Genomic DNA, 24,033 nt, shown 5'->3' on the forward strand with positions numbered 1-24,033 from the left:
AAAAAGCCGACTTTGAAGTCGGCTTTTTTAGGTTGATTTTTTAATTAGCTACCAGATTTTCACCCGGTCGGTTTCTGCTTTAAACATGCCGTCGCCATCATGGATATCAAAGGTTTGAAAGAAATCCTCGAGGTTTTGGACCTGAACGTTAGCCCGGAGTTTTGCTGGGGCGTGGACGTCGATTGAAAGGAGGAGCTGTTCGCGTTCTGTCGTGGCTTTTTGCCGCCAAATTGTTGCCCAATTAATGAAAAAGGCGCGTAGGTCAACGTCCGGTTCGCCTTTGGCCGCCTCTAAGGCGCAACTCAAACCGCCGGCGTCAGCGATATTTTCTGAGACCGTTAGCTTACCATTCACCTTTTGACCAGCAAATGGAAGACCATCAAACTCTTTGACCATATCGTCAGCCAAAGCCTGGAAGTGCTTGTTATCGTCGGCGGTCCACCAGTTATTCAGGGTGCCGTATTCGTCAAATAACGACCCGTTGTTGTCGAAAGCGTGAGAGATTTCGTGGGCAATCACCGCACCAATGCCGCCAAAGTTTTGGCTTGAGGTTTGGTCCAAACTGTAGAATGGGGCCTGTAAAATGGCTGCTGGGAACACGATGATGTTGTGGAACGGATGAAAATAGGCGTTGACTGTGTTAGCACTCATTTCCCATTTTGTCCGATCGACAGGTTGATTCCATTTGGCAAACGAATCTGCGGTCGCAATCCGATCAAAGGCCAAGACGTTGCTTAAAAGTGTGCCACCTTGGGCCGCTGAAGTCACCTTAAACTTCGAAAAAAGTGGGTCGATTTTGTCGGGATAACCAACTTGAATGCCCAACTTATCAAGTTTGAGGACCGCTTTATCGCGGGTAGCCTGACTTAGCCAGTCATTGTTGGCAAGCCGCTTTTTATAAACGTTGACCATTTTAACCACCATGTCATGGACGTCATTTTTCGCTGCTTCGCCGAAGTATTGGCGACCGTAATAGTCACCAACGACTTGATCAAAGGTGTTGATGGCGAGGTAATAGGCTGCCTTTTTTTGGCTTCGCGGTTCTTTTTGGCCCGACAATGCCCGACCGAACAAACCACCGGTTACCCGAAAGTCCTCAGTCAAATAAGCCGAAAGGGCATTCACCGTTTTAACAATCATCCAACTCTTCATCAAGTCGAAGTGGTCAGGCGTGAGAATGGTGTTGAGCGCTTCAAAATAAGCGGGTTCTTGCGTAATAATTTTTTCTGGCGTTGCGCCGACTAGCGTGATGATCGCTTGTTTCAGATCTAGCTGGTTAGTGCTGTCTGCGATTTCTTGAAGGGATCGCGGATTATACATTTTACTGTAGTCTGCGGACTCTTCAGCCGACTTAACGTGGGGCGCAATCAACTGGTCAAACTGTTTAGCTTGATCAACAATTTCCTTGGCTGAGTCAGCTGGGTAGTTTGCCAATTGAAGGAGTCGTTCACTCATGTCTGTGAAAATGGGCATCAGTTGGGCGGCCGCTTGGTTACCCTCGCTGTAGTAGGTTTTATCTGGCAAGAATAGGCGTGGGCCACTTGCAAATAATGCGTAAATCTTAGAGTTTTTCATGTCCGAGTCAATGTCTAACGAAAAGGGCGTTGGTAGGCCACTTAGTATCCAATCAGCCAATTGATCGGACAGATCGGCATAGGATTTTAGACCCTCAATCCGTTGTAAAATTGGTTGAAGAGGGCTGGCGCCATCTTTTTCGCGTTTGTCAAAGTTTGAGACCAGTGTGTAGAAGTTCTTAAATTCGGCCATTTCAGGATTTTGTGGGGCCATCTTACCTGCTAATAGGTCGGCAAAGTCACTCATTAATGTTTCTTCGATGTTATCTGCCAAGTCCATAAAACCACCGGTACTTGAATGGTCTGATGGAATGGTCGCCTGGGCGATCCAATCGCCGTTGACCGCTTCGTACAAATCGGTTTTAATTGCGGCGTTATCAATGTGTTCGGCCATTAAAATCCCTCCAAATAAACTAGAATAATGCCATTATACACCGTGTTTAGGTCCTGTTAAAAAAGAAAACCCGGACTATGGCGTTCTGCCCTAGTTCGAGTCGTCGTTATTATTCTATTTTAAGTAACCGCGCCAGATCCAGCCGCCATGTTGGCCATCAGTGCTCTTGACGTGATAGTAAATAATGTAGTCATGAGTGGCTTTGCGGTATAGTTTTTCGTGTTTATCCGTCACCCAGGTCACATCGGGTAAGTCACTGTTGTACCCGTAGCGTGTGCCGAGGTGGGCAGAGTACCGGGCGCCCTTAGTGGTTGTATAAGTGTGGTGGCCCATGTTACCCCGCCAGACTAACTTCACGCTGTATAATCGGCTCTTGGAATACTGACTCCCGACCTGCTTGGGAGCTGGTAACTTCACCATTGTGGGGTCTTCTTGCCCCGATTGTGGCGTCGTCGTTGGTGTTGTTGACGTTGTTTGATTTGTTGGGGTCGTGCTAGTTGTCGCACCACCTAAATAATAGCTGTTATTCAACTGACTCACATCAAGGTTTTGATGTTCGCCGTTGAAGACGTAATCACTAGCCCACTGCCATGCGTTGGCACTAGTATAGTTTTCGCCAGTGGGATTGGCCGGCCAATTGGCGATCCAGCCCTTGTTGGCGTCATTGGTATCAATATGGTTGCCTACCCAACTCGACATGGTGTAAAGGTCGGTTTTATTATAACCAGCTTGGTTTAATACGCTATCAAACGTCGCTAGGTTAGCGTTGTTAGCGGTTTTGGAAAGGCCAGCTAACTCGGATGATTCAAAGTCGACGACCATCACAATATTGGTGCTACTGGTGACGGACTTGACTGCGTTGATAAAAGCCTGGGCCTCGGCCGTGGCTTCGCTGGCAGAGGTGAAGTGAGCGAAGTGGTAGAAGTTGACAGATAAACCCGCGTTTTGAGCGTATTGGACTTGTTGGCTCAGATAAGGATTGACATAGCTTGTCCCCTCGGTTGCTTTGACTGTAACGGCTTTGACACCTTGCTGAGCCAGGTTATCGAAGTCGCTCTGGCCCAAATTTCCCTGATAACTTGCCAGATCTACCATGTCAGTCCGCGGTAGTGTCGATGACGGTGTTAAGCTCGCATGAGCTGGACGGGTTGATAACATCAAACCAACGGCAAGACCCGACAACATCAGGCCAGTTAAACGTGTTGTTTTCTTCATTTTTAATTGCTCCCCTAAAGTTGATTCGTCTCGTGAGATGACTACGTTTAGGGTACCATCTTTGACCGGTGTGATAAATGGTGCGGGGACGATTCCGACAAACTGTAATATTTCTGTGTTGATTTTGCAACCTTAATGGGACCCAGCCCCTTCCGAGTGCCAGAAATTCACTGACAATTAACAGTTGCGAGACCGTTTTGAAATCAGTTGATTAATTTGTTGAACCTGTGCTTTGATAGACTGACTGAAAATGATCCAGAAGAAGACGTAAATCAAGACGAAAATGAGGGTGTAAAGCAACAGCCAAAGTGAGTTAACTGGAAACCAACCCGCCCAAATAGCTAGCGGCGTGAAAAGTAAGTAGCTGATTAGAAAGTGAACAATGGTCTGCTTGAGACTACTCCAAAATTCAATCTCGAATATCAGCGCCGTACCAGAGAATAGGAGCCCAATAGTGGCCCAAATGAAGGTCGATGCCCAAATGGCTTGTAAGTGAGTAGCAAAGTGAGACACAAACTGTGGGGCGGATGGTAAGAAGTTAGCGGCCTTAAACACCGTTGAAAAGGTGAGTGCCGTCAAAAAACCGATGCCAATACCACTAAAGGCACCAAAGGTGAGTTGCAGTAAGCGCCGTTTAAAGTTTTTCATTTTAGAAGCTCCTTTCGAAGTTTGGTCATGAAGCGTCGAGAAATGTATGAGTGTTTGCCCGTTGTGAAGTTCACCTGATACACACCGGATGGGCTAGCACTTAAGTTGGCTAAAAAGTTTAAATTAATAATTTCTGAACTCGATATTTGAATAAAGTCGTCCTTTTCCAAGAGCTTGGCCAGTTCGTAAATCCGATATTTGACCCTATAAGTTGCCTCAATCGTCTCGCAGACAACATGTTTTTCAGCCGTTTGAAACCGGATGATTTGATAAAGCGGGATTGGGACGGTCTTAGCCCCAGATTGACCCACAATCAGCCGTTTTGAAATCAGTCGCTCAATGTTGCGACCAAGCTGGAGGAGATCAGCCGATTCGGTCTTGGTGTTAATTGAAATAAACGGAATCGAAAATCGGGGCGATATGTTGAACTTAACATGCATGACGGCTCACCACCTTTCAAAGCTAACTATAAAGTAAGTGACTGCCGAAAAGCGACCCAATCCCGATAATTGGTCAAATTTAGGTGGTCGGTGGTCGACTAAGCCATCAAAAAAAGACCTGCTCGGTTCATGAGCAGGTCTTTGTAGCGTTACTTTGTCATTAAATCATCAATTGAGTTAATGTTTTTCATATAAGTTGGGACAGCCAGACCGGTTTTAGCGCCCTTTAAGTTAATGCGAACATCAACAAACTGGCCCTTATACTGCTTGGCATAGATGCCTGAAGTAGTGGGGAGCCAGGCGGAGACGGAAGCATCAGCTGCGTTGGTTGCAATTGACGCCCACATCGGCTGGGCTTCCATTGGTTGAATCGTCGTTTCATACCCCTTGGTATCTAGTAATTGCTTAACCACGTTGGTTGAAGCAATTTCTGAATCCCATGCAACATAGGTCATTTTGACGGCTTTGCCGTGACCATCTGGCACACCGGCTAGCCATTGTTTGACCTGGTCGGGATGCTGTTTGATGTAGGTCTTGGCAGCCTTGGCTGGATCAACCCCATTGTTGACCTGCAGCATCACACTTGAACTTTCAGCCGGTGTCCAGTTGAAATTCTGGAGTAATTTATAGGCACCTGGATTGTCTTTTTTTAGACCAACCCGGGCAATGGTGTGAATGCTTTCGGCTTTCCCATAGACGTTTTTCGGATCCTTCAGAAACTTTAAAGGATACTTCGTAAACATCCAGTGCGGTTGCCAGCCGGTCACAACGATAGGTTGATGGTACTTAATTGCCTTGTCCAAGGTACTCGTCATCGCTGCTGTTGAGCTGGTCTGAAGTTGCCAGTTGTGGGCCTTTAAACCGTATGCCGACAAGGCCTTTTGCGTACTGGCCATGATTCCAGCCCCAGCATCGATCCCGGTGATCGTATAGTTGATTTGAGGGCCAAGCTTTTTAGCAGGGTCGTAGGCTGCAGGTTTACTATTGCAAGCTGCCAGCACAACCGTTAATGCGAGGATGGACAGGCCGCTTAACACTTGTTTTAGTCGTTTCACGGAATCCCTCCTTAGCTGTGTTGTTGACCCTTATTCAGGGCTTGGGTAATGCGGTCCAAGATGATGGCCAAAATAACAATCGCAATTCCGGCAGTGAATCCGGAACCGGCGTCGTTTCGACCGACGGCAAAGTAGACTTGAGTTCCCAAACCGAGCGCCCCAATCATTGAGGCAATGACGACCATGGATAGGGACAGCATCATGCTTTGATTGACCCCAGCCATTAACGTGGATTTAGCAAGTGGTAGCTGAACTTTGATCAGCTTTTGCCAGCTTGTTGAGCCGTAAGAATCGGCGGCTTCAATTAAGTCCGCTGGTACTTGGCGAATCCCTAGATTGGTCATCCGAACGGTCGGTGGCATGGCGAAAATGACGGACGCCAGGACGCCGGGAACCATACCGATTCCGAAGAACGCAACAGCCGGAATTAGATAAACGAAGGCTGGCATGGTCTGCATGAGATCCAATACTGGCTTCATGATCAATTCCACAATGTCACTTTTAGCCATCCAGATTCCCAGCGGAATCCCGATAACTAAGGCAATTAGACTTGACGTGAGCACCAGTGTCAACGTTTGGGTCATATCACGCCAGTAACCAAGGTTCCAGATTAGCAGTAACCCGAGTAATTCAAATGTCAGCAAGGACCACTTCTTGCCCCTTCGCGTTGCCCAGAAGGTGAGGGCGAGAATCAGGACAATGAATAGCCACTGGGGAATTAGGTCGAAGACCCATTGAAAAGCGTTAACGATCGCACCAATGAAGTTTGTAATGGCGTTAAAGAAACCAGTAAACTGTGTCAGCCATTTAACCAGTGCGTTAATCCAGTCGGCTAACGGCAATTGGCCCATTAAAATTGGCATTATTCAGTCACCTCATTTCCTGCAATGGCGCCTAATACGGCACCTCGAACAATGATACCAACCAAGTGTTTTTGATCGTCCAGCACGGCGAATGGAACTGGCGTGCTAGAAATTTGATCCATCAAATCACGAACTGGCGTGTCCGGTGACGTGATTGGAACTTCCCGTTTTGTGACAACCGATGATAGGTCCCGATTCCCTTGTTGAATAAGGGCTGCCACGTCATCGGCATCCGCAAAGCCGACGAACCGACGCTCGTTATCAACGACGTAAATGGAAGAAATATCGTTATCCCGCATCCGCCGTAGCGCAATCCGAGGACCGTCCTTATCAATGTTGACGGTGTTTGGCCGAATCATGACGTTGGCAACGGTCAGGACCTTTGTCCGGTCAACGTCTTCAATGAAGCGTTCAACGTAGTCATCGGCGGGATTGGTCAAGATGTCTTCTGGCGTCCCGGTTTGAACGATCACCCCGTCTTTCATGATCATAATCCGATCACCAATTCTGAGCGCTTCGTTTAAATCGTGACTGATAAAGATAATGGTTTTGTGCATCTTTTCTTGTAATTCCAGCAGCTCGTCTTGCATGTCCTTTCGGTTCAAAGGATCTAAGGCTGAAAATGCTTCGTCCATTAGGAGCACCTCAGCATCATTGGCCAGGGCCCGAGCCAGTCCGACCCGTTGCTGCATCCCACCAGATAACTGTTGCGGATACTGGTCATCGTAACCATGCAACCCAACTAACTCTAAGGAATCATGAGCCTTTTTGTCACGGGTGTCTTGGTCAACGCCCTGAACTTCAAGGCCATATCCAACGTTTTGGAGAATGGTTCGATTCGGGAAAAGGGCAAAGTTTTGGAACACCATGCTCATCTTTTTGCGGCGAACCTCACGGAGTCCGTTTTTATCGAGTGTCATGAGGTCTTCGCCGTCAATGGCAATTTCGCCTTCGGTGGGTTCAATCAACCGGTTAATCATTCGGATCAACGTTGATTTCCCGCTACCTGAAAGTCCCATGATCACGAAGATTTCGCCATCTTGAACCGAGAAATTTGCCCGGCTGACCCCAACGGTCGCACCGGTTTCTTCGAGAATCTCGGCTTTACTCTTACCTTCACTCAAAAGTTGTTGTGCGCGTGGAATTCGACGCCCAAAAATTTTGGTTAGGTTTTTCACTTCGACTTTTGCTGTCATGTAATACCCCCTTTGGTATATCGTTACCGCCGTTTTTCTGACGCAAATAAGTTGTCGATATTGTTTGTTTTAAAAACAATAGATACAAGTATAACAAAAGATGACCGGGGTAAGTCAAATGATTGCCTTGACTTTTGGCCAGGACGGTAACGGTTTACGTGGTGGTTTAATAGGCTTTTGAGCGGACAAAAAAAGTCGTATTGAAAGTGACTTCAAGACGACTTTGATTAAGATTCGGCAGCTGTTTGCCACCATTTTTCGCTCAATACTTTAACGGTTTCGAGGTCGGCCAAGCTAAATTGCTCAATATCACCTTCGTGAGTTAAGTAGAAGTGACCGTCACTAAAGTAGGTATTCACCATTCCAGTCACTTGGGTTTGCCGTTTAAGCTTTAATTCGATCACCCAATTATGATGATAGGCATCCTTAATCGTGGCTAATAAGTTTGTGGTTTCCATGCATATTCCTCCCCCGAAATCGACTGACTGAATTCCATTATAGGAACTGAAAAAGTGATATTCAATCTTGACTTTTGGGGCACCTAGGCAATCCCAACAGGGGCGTGGGTTTAATAATGTTGCTCATTTTTAACCCGTTGGGTACAATGAACCTAAGGAGTCGAAATGCCCGTCACATCAACGTTTATCCTATCTTGGTTAACTGTTAGTGCGGTGGGCACCACGTAAAATGAAGTGAGGGATGATCCTATGACGGTATTTCGAAACGGTAAAATTTTCACGGCGGAAACGCAAACGACGACGGTGTCGGCCATGCAAATTATTGATGGGCAAGTCGTTTGGACGGGAACCGCTGAAAAGGCGCCTGATGATTCTGAGGTGGTGGACTTGGCAGGCAAAACGGTCTTGCCAGGACTCTTAGATATTCATACTCACCCTAAGTACATTGCTGACGCTTTGCACGGGGTTGCTTGTACGCCACCCGATGTGATGAGTATTCAAGACATGCAGGCGGCTTTGCGCTTATCACCGGCGTATGGGCAGGGCGCTAATGTTTGGATTGAAGGCTGGGGTTTTGATGAAAGTAAGTTGGCAGAGCACCGGACCCCAACAGTCACCGATTTGGACGAGGTTTCAACAACCCAACCCATTTTTATTTACCGTTCTGATTGCCATTCTTCGGTCGGCAATTCCAAGGCGCTCGCTCTAGCGGGAATCACCGCGGGAACGCCGGATCCAGTTGGCGGTGAAATCGGGCACTTTAAATCCGGTGAGCCCAATGGGTACATGAAAGAAGTGGCGGCAACCCAACTGTTAATTCAAGCAAAATCCGCTCAAAATTTTGAGACGGACGTGACCAACATGACTCAAACCTCGAGGCACTACCTAGAAAACGGACTGGTGGCAATTGGCGAATTAATGGGACGCAAATTACCTTACGATACCCTTCAGTTATATGAGGCGGCTTATCAAAAGGGCTTTCAACCGCGGACGGCCATCTACTATGTTTGGAACGAACTTAAGGGTCTGAGCGAACCGTTACAACACCCGAACCATCGCGACCTGACGATTGCGGGGGTCAAGGTTTTCATGGATGGCAGTATTTCTGGCGAGACCGCGTGGAATAAGGTCCCATACCCTAGCGGCAAGACCGGCGTCTCACTGACTTCTACGGACGAATTATTGGCAGCGGCGACGTTTGCTCGTGAGCATCAGATGCAATTAGCTGTTCATGCGATGGGGGATGCTGCGATTCAACGGGTGTTAGACGCAACCGCGTCGCTGACTCCCTGGCTAGGGGTGGTACCATCGGTTCGAATTGAGCACGCCACGCTGTTAAGTGACGCTATGTTGGCCGAGATTAAAGCAGCTCCCATGAACTATGGGTTAGTCACCCAGCCGATTTTCTTGTTTGCTGAAGATGAGTCCTATCGCCAGTTTTTGAGTGACGAGCAGTTTAAAACCGCTTATCGAATTAAGTCAATGAATCAAGCCGCTTTGACGGCGCTAAGTTCGGATGCACCATGTACGCCGTGGGCAAAGCCGGATGATCCGTTTATTGCGATGCAAGCGGCTGTGACCCGAACGGCTGCCAATGGTGACGTGGTGAACGCGAACGAGGCCATTTCGGTGACTCAAGCGGTGCTGGGGTATACGGCTTGGGCCGCTCAGGTTGCAGGGTTGGCGGATAGTGGTCAACTTAAACCAGGTTATCGTGGTGATTTTGTCGTGTTGTCACAAGACGTTTTGACGGTTGCTCCCGACCAGATTGGCCAAACCAACGTGACTCAGACGTGGTTGGGCGGCCAGTTAGTGTACGAGCGTTAGCGCACCATTTGTGGTAGCATAATGATAAGTTAATGAGATGGAGGTGGCAGCGGATGTTTGAAAAAATTCTCGTTCCGTTGGATGGTAGTGAAAATGCGTTTGAAGCACTTCGGGCGGCGTTTGATGTTGCTAAGCATTATCAATCAGAACTCGTGGCAGTTGTGGTGGCTAGTGACCAGAGTTACTCCCAATATGGGGCGGTCTTTGGTGGTGACATCATGGAGCATTTAAAACAACAGTCAGAGTTGACGCTGAAAAAGGCCAGTGACGAGGCTGAAAGGGCGGGTGTCAAACTGGCGACTAACTTTGAGATTGGGGTTCCAAAACAAGCAATTTCAGTGAGTCTACCCGAAACCTATCATACTGGGCTAACCGTTATCGGAAAAACTGGGGTTCACGGATTAAGCCGGGCGGTTCTTGGTTCCACCACCGGATACGTTGTCAGACACTCGACGACTCCCGTCTTAGTCGTTTAGTTACCGGATAACCAATAAGTGACAAACGCGCGTAGCCGGGAACGGTTACGCCTTTTTTGATGGTGAAACCGGTGCTAGATGTGACCGCTTAACGGTTAGTCTGCTTGGTCAGGCTTTCCGACCGGGTTCTGGCAAAAGTTGCGGTAAACTATGATTAAAAGGACTAAGGAACGGGGGGGTTATATGATCCGGACATTACTTAAATCGGTGCGCGAGTACCGGAAACAGACCATCACAACGCCAATCTTAGTTGTGATTGAGGCTGCGATTGAAACGTTAATTCCGTTTTTAATGGCGATGATTATTGATCGGGGGATCAATGCCGGAAACATGACAATTGTGATTCGAGTGGGTGTTTTGCTCTTAATTATGGCAGTTTTATCATTAATGATGGGGGCGGGGGCCAGCTGGATCTCAAGTATTGCGGCGGCAGGATTCGCTAAAAATCTGCGGCAGGATTTGTTTTATCATATCCAAACATTTTCTTTTCAAAATCTGGACCAGTTTCCAACATCAAGTTTGGTAACCCGGTTGACCACTGATATTACAAACCTTCAAACCGCATTTCAGATGGCTATTCGAATTGCCTTTCGGGCGCCGTCCATGCTTATTTTTTCAATTATTATGGCGTTTACGGTCAGCTCGGAAATGGCGAGTCTCTTCGTCGTTGCCATTCCAATTTTAGCAATCGGTCTCTGGCTGATTGTGCGCTACTCGCGGCCATTGTTTCGCCAGGTATTTCAACGCTATGATCAGTTGAACCGGGTCGTGCGTGAAAACTTACGGGGCATTCGGGTCGTTAAAACGTACGGGCAACAGGCAGCTGAAATTAGTAAGTTTAAGGCGGCTTCAGGTAGTATTTTTAAGACCTTCTCAAAGGCTCAACGGATAGTGGCCTTGAACATGCCCGTGATGCAATTTGTGATCAACACAACGATGTTGCTCCTTTCCTGGTATGGCGCGCATCTGATCGTAGGCAATCAGCTTCAAGTCGGCCAACTCGTTAGTTTGTTCTCATACAGCATGTCGATCCTGTTCAGTTTAAACATGTTATCCATGATTTTTTCACAGTTGTCCGTCGCTCAAGCGTCGGCCGAACGGGTGATTGCAGTGATGCAAACAAAGCCGTCAATCACTGATGACGACCAGGCGTTGACCACCGTCACTAATGGAGAGGTCGTTTTTGAACATGTTTCGATGCAGTATCCGGGGACTCATACGCCACAGTTAAAAGATGTGAATCTTCGCATCAAATCGGGCAGTATGGTTGGCATTATTGGCGAGACTGGATCGGCCAAAAGTACGTTAGTTGAACTCATCCCACGTTTGTATGATGTCAGTGAAGGGCGTGTTCTCGTGGCAGGCCACGATGTTCGAGACTATGACCTCAAGGCACTTCGGGATAACGTGGCGATGGTGCTGCAAAACACCATGCTGTTTTCCGGAACGATTGCGGAGAACTTGCGGTGGGGGAATGCTGACGCGACCGATGAGCAGCTTCAAACAGCGGCTAAAATGGCGCAAGCTGATGAGTTTGTCCAATCATTGCCGCAGAAATATGACACCTACATTGAACAAAACGGTCAAAACATCTCGGGAGGCCAACGTCAGCGGCTCACAATTGCCAGGGCACTCTTAAAGCAACCTCAAATCTTGATTTTAGATGATTCTACGAGTGCCACGGATACCCGCACTGACGCGGCCATTCGAGCGGCTTTTAAGACACAATTGCCAAACGTGACAAAGCTCATGATTACACAACGGGTCACGAGTGTTCAAGAGGCCGACGAGATTATCGTCATGCAGGCTGGTCAGGTTGCCGCGGTGGGAACCCATGCCGAATTGCTGGCGACGAATGGCTGGTATAAACAGTTGGCTGACTCACAAGAAAAACAGGGAGGTGACGCCCATGCAGGTCTCACGCAATAAGCAAGTGTTAACGGTCTCGAAAGCCAAACGGATTGAAACGTTTCGCCGGTTGCTTCGCCTGATTTTTTCTCAGTACCCGGCCTGGCTAGTTGTTAGTTTTGTGGCGATTGTCATCAGCGCCCTAGCTTCGGTAGCGGGGTCCCTGTTTATTCAACGGTTGATTGACCACTACATCATGCCGCTGATGCGGGCGAGCCATCCTAATTTTCAACCGTTATTGCTGGCGATTTTAGTAATGGCTGCCATTTTTTATGCCGGGGTCTTAGCCACCATTTTATATACGCAAATTATGGCCACAATGGGTCAACGGATTCAAAAGTCCATTCGAGACCAAATGTTTACGAGAATGGAATCGCTCCGGCTTCAATATTTTGATCAAAACGACTACGGCAATGTTATGAGTCGTTACACTAACGATATTGACACCCTAACGCAATTGATCACCCAAAGTTTGCCCCAGTTCATCGTTGCATTATTTAATGTTACATTTGCGCTAGTCGCCATGGTGTCACTGAGTCCCATTCTAACGATTGTGTCGCTCTTGATTTTTGCGACTAGCATTACCGTTGTTCGCTGGCTGACAAGCCGCTCATCAAAGTATTTTCGGGCTCAGCAAGCGTCGTTGGGAACCTTGAACGCGTTTATTGAAGAAATGTTAAACGGTCAAAAAGTAATCAAGGTGTTTTCCCACGAACGGGAGGTCAAGGACCAATTTGATGGTGTGAACGGTGCGTTACGTCAAGATGCACAGTATGCGAATGGCTATGCCACCATGTTATTTCCAATCATGGGAAACCTTGGGAACCTTCTCTACGTTTTGATTGCCATTATTGGTGGTGCTATCGCTGTGGGGCATTCTAGCCTGCTGACGCTTGGGACGATTGCAGCTTTTCTACAGCTGAGCCGTTCTTTTAGTCAACCGATTGCCCAGATCTCGCAACAGTTAAATGCCATTATTCAAGCGATGGCCGGGGCCGGTCGGATCTTTCAGTTGTTAGACGAACAGCCAGAAGAGGATGATGGAACGGTGACGCTGGTTAAGAAGGGACCTCAGCAAGCCGAGTGGTACTGGCGGGTTGACGATGATCCGACGCACGATATTGCGGTCAAGGGCCATATTCAGTTCAATCACGTTAACTTCACTTATCCCGGCTCCGACGCTGGACTTCATGATATTACGTTCGAAGCCGATGCCGGTGCGAAAGTGGCACTGGTTGGGCAAACGGGAGCTGGTAAGACCACGATTACAAATATGTTGAACCGCTTTTACGATATCGATAGTGGCGAGATTTTATATGATGGTTTAAACATTCAGACCATAAAAAAAGCGGACTTAAGACGGTCGTTAGCCATTGTGTTGCAAGACAATCACTTGTTTAGTGGTAGCATTGCGGATAATATCCGTTATGGCAAACCTGAAGCGACGGATGCAGAGGTCCATGGGGCTGCTCGGTTGGCTAATGCGGATCACTTTATTGATGATTTACCCGATGGCTACGAAACGCAGGTGACCGGGGACGGGTCCGACCTATCTTCAGGCCAACGGCAAATGTTGGCGATTGCGCGGGCGGCCATTGTTGATCCGCCAGTCATGATTTTGGACGAGGCAACCTCTAATATTGATACCCGGACTGAACAGCTTGTTCAAGCTGGGATGGATAATTTGATGGCAAATCGGACGACGTTAGCGATTGCCCACCGCCTCTCTACAATTTTTAACGCTGACTTAATACTGGTCGTTGGCGGCGGCCGGATCATCGAGCAAGGGACCCACGATGAACTGTTGGCTAAGCGGGGCACGTACTACGAACTTTACACGGGTCAAAAAGGTGACGATTAGTGATGAAGACTGAGCGTCCGTTCTATCTGTACGGCTTTTTGCGTTAAACAAAAACAGGTTGTGACTAACGCTGACAAGTGTCAGGGACAGTCACAACCTGTTTTTGATTTTAAAGCGACAAAAAAGCGACCCTGTAAAACAGCTGCTTTACGTGTCGCTTCTTGCTTACTTCTTGTTTTTAAGCCATTGTTGCAAGTCGGCAATTTCTTTTTGGCGTTTTTCGCCCTTTTTGGCGTTAATTGGACGACGTCCTTGCACGCCATTTGGATGTGCTTTTCTCATTGTCTAACCCTCACTTCGTCAAAATGTTTGTAGTAAACCAATCGTTTAAACAGTTTACACATTATTGGTCAAAAAATCAAGTTTCATTTCGTCGTTGACGCCAGTAAAGCCCGCCAACGAGGATTAGGGCGAAGAAAATTAACCCGACGGCGTACCAGTATGAGTAACGCATCCCGGCTAAAAACCAATCGGGATGCCCCTGAGGGTAGTGGGTCACCGGCCGCCCCACTTGCCGCTGCATGCCCCAGTACAAGGTCGTGGTGGCTAAAGATAAGCCAACAGCCATTCCCAGATTTCTGAAGAGGGCGGCAATGCTGCCGGCAACACCTTGAGCTTCAGGAGGGGCCGCATCCATAATCATGGGGTTATTTTGAAAGGTACCGTTGCCAACTCCTAAGGCCAGTAAAACCAAGACGAGTTGCCAGAAAATAGGCGGGTTAGGCAACCAAGTTAAGTACAAAACCGGTACCGCGTATATGATGAGGCCAATGACCGAAACTGAGACCGGGTTAAAGCGATCAACAAATTGGCCGCTTACTGGAGCTGCTATCATATTGGCAATCGGGATCAACATTAATATCAAGCCAGCCCTGGTGGCTGAAAATGCCAGGGTCTCTTGGAAGTAGAACGGTAGTGCGACGTTTGCAAAATACCCGACGGCGTATACCATCAGGGCACTGATTAGACCGAGGCTGAACCTCGGAGCCTTAAACAGACTCAGGCGAATCATTGGCTGAGCAACTCGATGCTCAATTGCGATAAAACCAATTAGGAAACCAAGGGCAATCGCCATTAATATCAAAACTCCGGGGGTGGCAAAACCAGCTGCCTGACCCCAATAAATGGCAATAAAGAAACTAGCAGTTGTCACAGCATAGCTTGCAAATCCTAGCCAGTCAATACTTGGCGTCAGATACTGCCGGTCATTTGGTAATACATGGCGACCATATAGGTAAATGATGAGGCCGACGGGGAGGTTGATCAAAAATAGCCAGTGCCAAGATAAGTGCCCCAGTAAAAGCCCCCCAAGACCGGGACCGCTGATGTTTCCTAATTGAGCGATAACGCTATTAAGACCGAAGGCCCGACCATGTTCTGTCATCGGGAATAACTTTGCGATAAGGCCAAAGTTCGTGGACATGGTCATACTAGCGCCAATTGCCTGAACGATTCGACCGGTGAATAACAGCCAAAAGTTGGGGCTGAGCGCACACATTAGCGACCCAGCTAAAAAGTAGAGTGAGCCGGCCTGAAACAGCCGAACGCTACCAATCTGATCGGAAAGGCGCCCCCAAAAGAGCAGCAGAATACAGATTAACACTAGATAGACGGATACCAGCCACTCAGCCTGATTCATTGGGACGTGAAGTTGTCTTGATAGCTGGGGCATTGCAACGTTGACGATACTAGCGTCTAACGTATTCATGAACGTGATCATGCTGATTGCAAGCAGGGTGAACCAGTGTTTCATTTTAAAAACCTCCAAAGGTTAACGGTTTTCTAAAACTAGTCGCACGGCCGTTGGCGTTGCGAACGCCTGTGATATGATGAAACTTGAATTCATAAGGAGAGAGGCGCAGCTATGAAAACCAAGCGGCTTCGGTGGCCGGGATGGTTGACGGTTCTTATCATTGCCGTCGGTGGGTTAATCGTGCTAGGCGTGGCCCATGATGATGGGCTCTATAAGAACCCTATCATGAAAATCACGGCAGTCAAAACAATTTCCTCGGATAAGTTAACGGATCAGTACCAAAATGCCGATCGTGCGGTGACGCAGCAGTTAACCGGGGTTATTACAAATGGCCAATACCGGGGAAAACGGGTGAGCGTGACTAATACGTACAATGTGTCACAGGCTAATAGTCAACAGTATCGGCGTTCACAGCGCGTTTTTTTAACGGTCCACAGTACCAATCATAAATTTGTCGCGACCATTTCTGATTTAAAACGGGATACGAGTATGGCTATGACCGTGTGGCTTGTGTTGAGCTTGTTAGTCGGGTTGATGCAGTTTGGCGGGTTAATGGCATTTACCAGCGTATTGGCCAACGGCGCCTTGTTTTGGGTGGCGGTTAGGTGGAATGCCCACACCCAGGGTGCCCTCGTGTTGACCATTTTCGGTGGTTTAGCCATTTTATTTACCGCCATGACGTTAAGCATTGTCATTGGTCTCAACAAACAAATGTTGATGACGTTTTTGACGACGGTGGTGGGGACGGCCTTAGCCGTTCTAATTGCGGTCGTCGTCTTTCAGTTGACTAACCGAAAAGGGGTTTACTTTGAGTCAATGCAGTACGTGACGCAATTACCACTCCCCTTATTTTTAGCTGAAGCTATGCTGGGATCGCTAGGCGCTGTTATGGACGAAGCAACAGACATTATTGCGTCGCTAATGGCGTTGAAGGAAGAGCGTCCGGATATTAGCGCCCACCAAATTTTTCGGTCGGGTCGCGAAATTGGCGGTGAGATTATGGGACCACTCGTTAACGTCTTGTTCTTCATCTTTGTGGCCGATACATTACCCATGGCGATCTTGTTTTTAAAAAATGCCAATTCGTGGGGCTACACCTTCAACATGACCATGTCGTTGGGGGTCATTCAAAGCCTGATTAGTGGCATTGGAATCGTGTTAACGGTGCCCATTGCTTGCTGGATTACGAGTAGTTTGATGGGAGGGTTGCCGCGATGGATACAATTTCGGCGTTAGGTTTAATCCTACTGATTGCGATGGTTTTAGTCGGCGGCCAGCAGGGATTTCAGGCTTTTTTGAGCCTATTATTTAACTTTGGGGCGCTATTTTTTGCGGTGGTTCTCATAGCTTTTCATTTTCCACCCCTGGTTGTCACATTGATTACCGGGGTCATCGTGTTGGCTCTAACCGTCTTTTTGGGTGGGAAAGATAATGCAAGCACTCAAATTGCGTTTTTTGCCTCAGCTGCGGTATTACTGATTCTGGTGCTGGTTATTGTCCCAATTGAGCACTGGGCTGTCGTTCCCGGCTTTGGCCCCGAGGACAGTGACGATTTAGAGCAAATGTCACTGGTGCTCGGGATTAACTTTTTAGAGGTGGCCATGGCGACGGCCATTTTAAGCACGTTAGGGGCTATTGCGGAAGCGGCGATGGCCATTTCAGCAGGACTGGCAGAAATCCTTGACCAGCACCCTAAAATTACGCTGTCTCGGCTTCGAGGAGCAGGGTTGAAGGTTGGCACCCAGATTATCGGAACGACGTTTAATACGTTATTTTTTGGGTTCTTTGGTGGGTTCTTAGCACTCTTTATTTGGTTTGCTGGTGTTCACTATTCGCTGGGGCAAATTATTAACGACAAAATCTTTGTGGCCGAGTTGTTGATGGTCCTATTCTCAATGGTTGGGGTTATTTTAACCATCCCATTAACAACTTGGTTAATGACGATGCAGGAAGCTAAAAAAAGAAAAATGAACAACTAAAAACCACCGTTGCTGTGAAAAGCAACGGTGGTTTTGTTCGTTTAAGTGAGATTGCTGTGGCTTACAGGTCTAAAGCTGGACCGTAAACCCAGTAGTTTTTAGCGGAGCTTGAGTTACTGAATGTAATTCGGTACCAAGTAGTGCCTTGCTTGTCCTTAACACCTTTTTTGTTGACGTAAACGGTTTGACCAACTTTGGCGCCAACTGAAGACCATGAGTAACTCTTCATGTTAGCGTAGGCGTTTTTAACATGGTTGTACAATTTGTACTTGCTGTAAGAACCTGACAACATCGAAGTGGTGTTAACGTCAGAATACGTCACAGCGTCCAGCGAAGAAGCAGCCGGTTCAGTGTCGCTTGAACCGTTGTTGTAGTACTGCTTAACCAATGTGTAGAACTGCGCCATAGTGTATGTTTGGCCGAACCAGTTACGGCCAGAAGCGGCGTAGTAGGAAACTGGGTCTGTATGGTCAGAACCACCGAGGTACTTGGCAACGGCGCGGTGAGACCAAACCGTTCCCTTTCCGTCATAATCAGCACGGTTTGGCGTTAACCCGTATTGGTGCAACAACTGAGCGGTATACCAAGCGGCGTTTGCCACTTCATGGGCGAATGCTGACTTACTGTGAACCCGGACTTGTTCGAATTGGATGAAGCGCGAGTTCCCTGGGTAGCCAACACCCCAAGAAAGATAGTTGGTGTTGGCAATGTTAATAATGCGACTTGCATCAACGAAGGAGTGCACAAAGGCGTTTTGGTAGTTCGACTTCATGTAGGCAATTTCGTTATAGATGGTCGAACTGTTGTTGGCCGTTTCGTGAATGACAATCCCCTCTGGCTTGCCAACCCCATTTCGGTACTTATACTTGGGGAAACCGCTCCAAACACTTGATGTGACCTGTGCAGGTGTGATGTTTTCACTTTCGATATAGTCGTTAACGGCTGAGGCCGCATTGGCGTGGATTGAAGTTGCGGTACCCATAGCAAGGAAGGCTACGAGCCCGGCAAGTACTGTTGAAATTTTTTTCACGTTAGTCATCTCTCACTTACTGTTTAGTATTTTCTTCACGGTATGAATCATTTCTGCGATTATCATACCGACAATAGGACCAAAATACAACCGTCCCACCGGTTCCCACTAATTATGTGACAGCCTAACCATGCGTGGTAACAGGGTTTTGAGCAATGTTTTCAATCATGTTAAAACTAAGTAACAAAAACAGCCAACCCGTGAACAACTGATAGTTCAATGGGGTGGCTGGTCTAACTCGATAAATTTAGTGGTCGGCTAGTCGTCGCTGGCAATCGGCGCAGAGGCCATAAACAGTGACGTGACTGCTGTCGATCTTGTAGTCCGTGAGCCGTTCTGCCTCTGATTTTAAGCTAGCTTCAATCTGGGGGAACAGTGGCGAGTAGATGTCAGTTACCTTGCCACAATTCTCACAGATTGCATGGTAGTGGGGCTTGCCAAAATAATCGTACCGAATCCCACCATTTTCATTGGGAATCTCAATCACCAAGCCTAGTTCGACGAATAGGTTAAGGGTATTGTAAACGGTCGCTAGGCTCAGTGTCGGCATTTCTGGTGCTAGTTCTTGGTAAATCGTTTCAACGGGCGGATGGTTTTCATGGGTCAACAAATAGTTGAGGATGAGCTTCCGCTGCGGCGTGACCCGAATATGATATTTGCGCAGTTCACCGACTGCTTCATCGATTGTTGTTTCAGCCATGTTGATTCCTCCCTTCCGATAAACGCTTACCCCTATTAAACCACTTTTTTAGAACAATTCCAATATAGTAGTATTAGGCAAGTCGGCAGGCTAATACACCAGCCTCTGGGGTGGTCGCAAAGCCCATGGCAGCCCAATCATCTAAATGTGATGACGCGGCTACGGTAAGCGTTTTTAAGTGAAGTTCCTCATTGGCAAATGCCATCATATGGGGAAGAAGTTCAGTGAAAATAAAGTCGCCGGCTGATTGGCTTTTATCGCTGAGTTCTAGGACAATCTCGCCCGTTTGATTAGTCAGATCAATGGGGTGAAAGCCGAAGAGGCCGAGAAAGTCGTCAGACTCGCGATCACCGATCCCCCAAACAAGCGCGTTAGCCTTCATAATTTGGCTCATTTGGCGGTTAACAAAATCGGCCGTTTCCACAATTCCTTCGTGGTGACCGTTCTTAATTCGCAACTCATTGATAGCATTAACCCGAAATTGGGTCAGCCAGTCGAGCTGGAAATGGGCGGTTAAAATGGGATGGTACTTTTCAAACTGCGCCATGCTGGTGCCCCCTTATTAAAAGTTACTCGGTTAGTTTACCACACGTGTCAAAAATGACCGTCCCAGCAGGTTTAATCTTCGTGAAATTTCGCTCATGTGCTATAATTAGTTACATTAAACGTGGATTAGGAGGGGTTTCATGATTGAAAAAATCCTGGTAGGAACGTACACCAAAAAGCACAGTGAGGGGATTTACGAACTTTCACTTGATACGGAAAAGCGTGAGTTAAGTGAGGTAACGCTGGTTGGTAAGGCCGGCAACCCGACCTATCTGGCTAAATCAAAGGCTAACCGGGTATATGCCATTGATGCGGAGTCTGACAATGGTGAAAAGGTTGGCGGATTAAAGATTTTCGATGCTAGCAACCGGCCCTTTGATGAAATTGGCAAGACGTTGGCTCCTGGCTCATCACCGGCCTATGTGACGGTAGACGAAGGCCGCCAACTGGTTTATACGGCCAACTATCATATGGGGACTGTCACAGTTTATAAGATTGAGGCTGATGGTACTTTGACGCAGGTTGATCAAGTGAAGCATACTGGCGCCGGTCCTCGACCTGAACAAGCCGATGGTCCGCACCCGCACTTTGCTGACCTAACACCTGATGGACGGTTAGTGGTCTGTGACCTGGGTAATGACACGGTTTATATTTACAATATTTCTGATGATGGTCACCTAGAAGAAAATCACCGGTTTAACTGCGCGCGTGGCTTTGGTCCCCGCCACATTATCTTTAACCCGGATACGAATATGGCTTACATGGTGGGCGAGCTGGCTAGCAAAGTGGCCGTCTTAGCTTATGACCCAGCTGCTGGGACACTAGCGTTACAACAGGGGATTTCAACAATTCCGCGTGATTGGACAGCTCACAACGGGGCTGCGGCCGTCCGAATGAGTGCTGATCACAAGTTTCTCTATGTATCTAATCGCGGGTACAACTCAATTGCGGTTTTTGAAATTGCTGAGGATGGCACTCTGACCCTGATTGATAACACCCCAAGTGAAGGCGATTTTCCACGGGATTTCAATCTAAATCATGATGATCAGTTTTTGGTTGTGGTCCATCAAAACAGTGATAACGCGACGCTGTTTGCTCGAGACGCAGTCACTGGAAAATTGACAAAGATTCAACAAGACGTTACCGTACCAGAAGGCGTCGCCGTTTTATTCGAAGATTAAATTAACATCCCCACAACTTACGAGTTTGAGACCTCCCCCTGAAGTGATGTCACTTTAGGGGGAGGTCTCGGTTTGTGGGGGATTTTGGGCGAGGAGACGGTTAAATGATTCCTGAATTTCAATTTGAAGGTAACCCAGAAAACGCAACCGCGATGGCGGCCTATATGCGGCAGCGTTATCAGTTTGTCGGCGTAAAGACACCAACTAGAAGGCAGCAGTCAAAGGCGCTTATCAAACTCACCAAAAAGACCGATCCGGCAACGGTTTTAACCTGGATCGCTCATTTTTATGCCCGTCAGGAACGCGAGTACCAGTACCTGGCGATTGACCTTGGGGTAGCCATTGTGCCCCAGTTAACACTGTCCCAGTTACATCAACTCGTCGCTTACATTCCGCAAAAGGCCTGGTGGGATTCAGTCGACGCCTGGCGCAAGGTCTATGATGGCTATTTGAAACGCCATCCAGCGGATAAAAGTCAGATATTTGGTTGGTTTTACGGGCAGCCCAATTTCTGGTTACGTCGGATTGCTATTACGCTGCAGCTATTAGAAAAAGACACGTTGGACACGACCTTGTTAACCCAAGCGATTGAAGCAGACCTGGAAACAGATGAGTTTTTTATCCAAAAAGCCATTGGTTGGGCGCTTCGAAACTATAGTAAGTTCAACCCGCAATGGGTGCGTCAGTTTATGGCTACTCATCAGCTACAACCGCTGGCACGTCGGGAGGGTGGCAGGTATTTGTAAATAGAGGTATCAAAAAACGCCGCACAACAGTGAAGTGACAAACTGTTGTGCGACGTTTTTTGGTAAATTAGTGTTCTTGCATCGTTTCTGGGTGCTTCTTTTCAAAACGGTACTCACTAAAGAAGTAAAGGGTAATGTAAAGGTAGCAAAGGGCAGGAACGACAAATGATAATTGCATTGAGCCAGTCAAGTCTGAAACGAGACCTTGGATAGCGGGAATAATCGCACCACCGATTAAAGCCATTACGATAATTGCGCCACCAGTTTCGGTGTATTTCTTTTCTTGAATATGATCCAACGTATGCGTGTAAATGGTAGGCCACTCTGGACCAAAGAAGAAGCTGGTTGCGATGGCGGCGTAAACGGCCGTCATGTTTGGTACCGTAAAGGTAATGACAAGGGCCACGACCCCGAGTAATGAAAAGCCGGTTAACGTACCAGTAATTGAGAAACGGGCCATGAAGAAGTTGGCCACCAGTTTTCCAACGAACCATGCAATGTAGCTGTAAATCATGAAAGTTGAAGCCGCACTATCGGTGATACTGTGGTTTAAGTTCAGGGCTAACCGAATGGTGAATGACCAAACAGTTGTCTGAAGACCGGCATAGATAAATTGAGTGAAGACACCCTTTTTAAAACCGGTGTTGTGCCAGAGGTACTTGATTGTTTCTCCCAAGCTTGGGCGTTCTTCTTCAGCAACTGAACCGTCAGCATTAGTAGCCGTCGCTTTAGCACGAGGCATTGGTACCAATGCGAAGATGATGAGCATTGCGATAAGAACAATCAAAATGTACTTGTAAGGACGAAGGGTGAGTTGGAGCATTTGTTCACCATAAGCAATTCGTTCGGCACCGTGCATGTGAGACATTTTTTCGGCAAGGTTACCAACGGAACCAAAAATCAGATATTTACCTAACAAGATTCCTGTAATGTCACCAAGCGGTACCAAGGTCTGTGAGAAGTTGAGTCGTAATGTCGCATATTTTTTCGGTCCGAGCATTGAACTATAAGTATCACAAGAAGTCTCAAGGAAACTCAAGCCAATGGCAATCGCAAAAATAGCGACAAGGAACATACTGTAAGTTGCAACACGAGAAGCAGGGAAGAAAATAGCACATCCAATAATGTAAAAAATAAGCCCTGTCATGATTGCAAATTTATAACTGGCCTTTTTGATGACCAATGAGGCAGGAATAGCGATTAAGAAGTAACCACCATAAAAGGCGCTTTGAACGAAAGCAGTGGCAGCATCATTTAACATGAAAACTGTCTTAAACTGTGTGATTAAGATATCGTTTAAACTAGCGGCGGCTCCCCAAAGTGGAAAAATTAGAGATACCATTAAAAATTGAAAGATTGGGGTCTTACTTAAATAACCGTCAGATAGTTGCACCCAACCATGTTTTTTCTCAGCAGTTTGTTGCATGGAAGATCTCTCCTTTACGTATGAGCGTTTTCATAAAACCTTTTACCTAAAATGGAATTTTAGAATGTTACGCCAGATTCTAAGATAATATTTGAGAAGGGTGTCATTTCACCAGTTCGAACAAAAGCGTGGGTTTTGGATAAATCCTTCTTTAACTGACTGTGAGGCATGAATTCGATTTCAACGTCTGGCAGCAATTCTTTGATAGCGGTGAGTTGCTTAGGGTTTTGTGTTTTGATTTCATCCGCTAAGTAAATTTTTTGCACTTCCAGTTCGGCCAAAATATTTTTCAAAACGTCGATAAAACTTGGCAATTGCTTGGTTAAGGCAAGGTCAATCTTCTTAGTGTCCATAGGCACTGGCATACCGGCGTCACCGATGCTTAGCCAGTCCATGTGGCCCATTCCGGCAATAACGGTTGAGAGTTCTGAATTAATTACAGTTGTTTTTTTCAACAAATATCATCCTTTCAATTTTGTTTGAGAAACAAATCGCAGATATGTAAACCGTTTTACTAAGTACATCACAACCGCTACTTAAGTTTCTCTTAAACGTTAAACACCATAGCACATGATGAAAACGATTGCAACGGCATAATTACGCGATAAATAACTGAACGGTTTGAAAGGATCCGATGAAAGCTTGTAGTTAAAAGGTTTTACTAAGGGCTTCACAAATCAAAAAAAGTTAACGGGGAATGAATGCTTGTTAAGCGATATTGGCCCACAAAGGAGATTTTGCAGAAGAAAAGACAGCC

At 47.1% G+C, this 24,033-nt stretch carries 22 protein-coding genes; 8 read left to right on the forward strand and 14 right to left on the reverse strand.

All coding sequences use genetic code 11. The features are described 5' to 3' along the window. Positions 1 to 48: 48 nt before the first annotated feature. From FC96_RS02785 to FC96_RS02820, 8 genes are all read right to left on the reverse strand, one after another. The gene (locus tag FC96_RS02785; protein WP_056941933.1) at positions 49 to 1,968 is read right to left on the reverse strand and encodes a M13 family metallopeptidase; all 1,920 of its coding nucleotides are present in this window, start codon (positions 1,966 to 1,968) and stop codon (positions 49 to 51) included. A gap of 114 nt (positions 1,969 to 2,082) precedes the next feature. Continuing rightward, positions 2,083 to 3,183 (reverse strand): GH25 family lysozyme, encoded by a 1,101-nt coding sequence (locus tag FC96_RS02790; RefSeq protein ID WP_056941934.1) that lies wholly within the window; start codon positions 3,181 to 3,183, stop codon positions 2,083 to 2,085. A gap of 177 nt (positions 3,184 to 3,360) precedes the next feature. Continuing rightward, positions 3,361 to 3,831 (reverse strand): DUF3021 domain-containing protein, encoded by a 471-nt coding sequence (locus FC96_RS02795; protein WP_056941935.1) that lies wholly within the window; start codon positions 3,829 to 3,831, stop codon positions 3,361 to 3,363. Further along, complete coding sequence (locus tag FC96_RS02800; RefSeq protein WP_056941936.1) at positions 3,828 to 4,271, reverse strand: LytTR family DNA-binding domain-containing protein; 444 nt, start codon at positions 4,269 to 4,271, stop codon at positions 3,828 to 3,830. The genes FC96_RS02795 and FC96_RS02800 overlap by 4 nt, the downstream gene beginning before the upstream one ends. A 149-nt stretch (positions 4,272 to 4,420) precedes the next feature. Then, positions 4,421 to 5,326, reverse strand: coding sequence for a glycine betaine ABC transporter substrate-binding protein (locus FC96_RS02805; RefSeq protein ID WP_056941937.1), 906 nt, complete (start codon positions 5,324 to 5,326; stop codon positions 4,421 to 4,423). A gap of 11 nt (positions 5,327 to 5,337) precedes the next feature. After that, positions 5,338 to 6,189, reverse strand: coding sequence for an ABC transporter permease (locus FC96_RS02810; RefSeq protein ID WP_156403140.1), 852 nt, complete (start codon positions 6,187 to 6,189; stop codon positions 5,338 to 5,340). Then, a complete protein-coding gene (locus FC96_RS02815) occupies positions 6,189 to 7,385 on the reverse strand; it encodes a quaternary amine ABC transporter ATP-binding protein (protein WP_056941938.1) in 1,197 nt (398 codons plus the stop codon). The genes FC96_RS02810 and FC96_RS02815 overlap by 1 nt, the downstream gene beginning before the upstream one ends. A gap of 227 nt (positions 7,386 to 7,612) precedes the next feature. Further along, positions 7,613 to 7,843 (reverse strand): hypothetical protein, encoded by a 231-nt coding sequence (locus FC96_RS02820; RefSeq protein WP_054659176.1) that lies wholly within the window; start codon positions 7,841 to 7,843, stop codon positions 7,613 to 7,615. A 249-nt stretch (positions 7,844 to 8,092) separates the two neighbouring features. Here FC96_RS02820 and FC96_RS02825 point away from each other — a divergent pair, with 249 nt between their 5' ends. From FC96_RS02825 to FC96_RS02840, 4 genes are all read left to right on the forward strand, one after another. Next, complete coding sequence (locus FC96_RS02825) at positions 8,093 to 9,670, forward strand: amidohydrolase (RefSeq protein WP_056941939.1); 1,578 nt, start codon at positions 8,093 to 8,095, stop codon at positions 9,668 to 9,670. Between the two features lie 53 nt (positions 9,671 to 9,723). Continuing rightward, entirely contained in the window at positions 9,724 to 10,146 is a 423-nt protein-coding gene (locus tag FC96_RS02830) for a universal stress protein (protein WP_054659178.1), read from the forward strand. Positions 10,147 to 10,329: 183 nt separating this feature from the next. Next, a complete protein-coding gene (locus FC96_RS02835; RefSeq protein ID WP_056941940.1) occupies positions 10,330 to 12,075 on the forward strand; it encodes an ABC transporter ATP-binding protein in 1,746 nt (581 codons plus the stop codon). Next, positions 12,056 to 13,915, forward strand: coding sequence for an ABC transporter ATP-binding protein (locus FC96_RS02840; protein ID WP_056941941.1), 1,860 nt, complete (start codon positions 12,056 to 12,058; stop codon positions 13,913 to 13,915). Before FC96_RS02835 ends, FC96_RS02840 begins: the two co-directional genes overlap by 20 nt. 358 nt (positions 13,916 to 14,273) lie before the next feature. Here the strand turns inward: FC96_RS02840 and FC96_RS02845 are convergent, their stop codons facing one another. Then, entirely contained in the window at positions 14,274 to 15,668 is a 1,395-nt protein-coding gene (locus FC96_RS02845) for an MFS transporter (RefSeq protein ID WP_056941942.1), read from the reverse strand. A 111-nt stretch (positions 15,669 to 15,779) separates the two neighbouring features. On the opposite strand from FC96_RS02845, the gene FC96_RS02850 reads away from it, so the two are divergent. Then, the gene (locus FC96_RS02850) at positions 15,780 to 16,904 is read left to right on the forward strand and encodes a YibE/F family protein (RefSeq protein WP_056941943.1); all 1,125 of its coding nucleotides are present in this window, start codon (positions 15,780 to 15,782) and stop codon (positions 16,902 to 16,904) included. After that, positions 16,883 to 17,647 carry a YibE/F family protein gene (locus tag FC96_RS02855; RefSeq protein WP_056941944.1) on the forward strand — a complete coding sequence of 255 codons (765 nt, stop codon included), beginning with the start codon at positions 16,883 to 16,885 and terminating at the stop codon, positions 17,645 to 17,647. The genes FC96_RS02850 and FC96_RS02855 overlap by 22 nt, the downstream gene beginning before the upstream one ends. Before the next feature lie 61 nt (positions 17,648 to 17,708). On the opposite strand, the gene FC96_RS02860 is transcribed toward FC96_RS02855, so the two are convergent. The 3 genes from FC96_RS02860 to FC96_RS02870 form a co-directional block, all read right to left on the reverse strand. After that, a complete protein-coding gene (locus FC96_RS02860) occupies positions 17,709 to 18,686 on the reverse strand; it encodes a peptidoglycan recognition protein family protein (protein WP_082593211.1) in 978 nt (325 codons plus the stop codon). Positions 18,687 to 18,924: 238 nt separating this feature from the next. After that, positions 18,925 to 19,377, reverse strand: a complete 453-nt coding sequence (locus FC96_RS02865; RefSeq protein ID WP_054659180.1) for a Fur family transcriptional regulator — start codon at positions 19,375 to 19,377, stop codon at positions 18,925 to 18,927. A gap of 73 nt (positions 19,378 to 19,450) precedes the next feature. Beyond that, on the reverse strand, positions 19,451 to 19,924 hold the full coding sequence (locus FC96_RS02870) for a GNAT family N-acetyltransferase (protein WP_056941946.1): 474 nt from the start codon (positions 19,922 to 19,924) through the stop codon (positions 19,451 to 19,453). Between the two features lie 139 nt (positions 19,925 to 20,063). Here FC96_RS02870 and FC96_RS02875 point away from each other — a divergent pair, with 139 nt between their 5' ends. Both FC96_RS02875 and FC96_RS02880 read left to right on the forward strand, forming a co-directional pair. Beyond that, a complete protein-coding gene (locus FC96_RS02875) occupies positions 20,064 to 21,104 on the forward strand; it encodes a lactonase family protein (RefSeq protein WP_056941947.1) in 1,041 nt (346 codons plus the stop codon). A 104-nt stretch (positions 21,105 to 21,208) separates the two neighbouring features. Further along, entirely contained in the window at positions 21,209 to 21,850 is a 642-nt protein-coding gene (locus FC96_RS02880) for a DNA alkylation repair protein (protein WP_056941948.1), read from the forward strand. A 67-nt stretch (positions 21,851 to 21,917) separates the two neighbouring features. Here FC96_RS02880 and fucP read toward each other — a convergent pair whose 3' ends face one another. Both fucP and rbsD read right to left on the reverse strand, forming a co-directional pair. After that, on the reverse strand, positions 21,918 to 23,276 hold the full coding sequence (gene fucP / locus FC96_RS02885) for an L-fucose:H+ symporter permease (RefSeq protein ID WP_056941949.1): 1,359 nt from the start codon (positions 23,274 to 23,276) through the stop codon (positions 21,918 to 21,920). A 59-nt stretch (positions 23,277 to 23,335) separates the two neighbouring features. After that, positions 23,336 to 23,731 carry a D-ribose pyranase gene (gene rbsD / locus FC96_RS02890; protein ID WP_056941950.1) on the reverse strand — a complete coding sequence of 132 codons (396 nt, stop codon included), beginning with the start codon at positions 23,729 to 23,731 and terminating at the stop codon, positions 23,336 to 23,338. Between the last annotated feature and the right edge of the window lie 302 nt (positions 23,732 to 24,033).

Origin of the sequence: Secundilactobacillus kimchicus JCM 15530, from assembly GCF_001433995.1 — a bacterium.
Taxonomy (GTDB): Bacteria; Bacillota; Bacilli; order Lactobacillales; family Lactobacillaceae; genus Secundilactobacillus; species Secundilactobacillus kimchicus.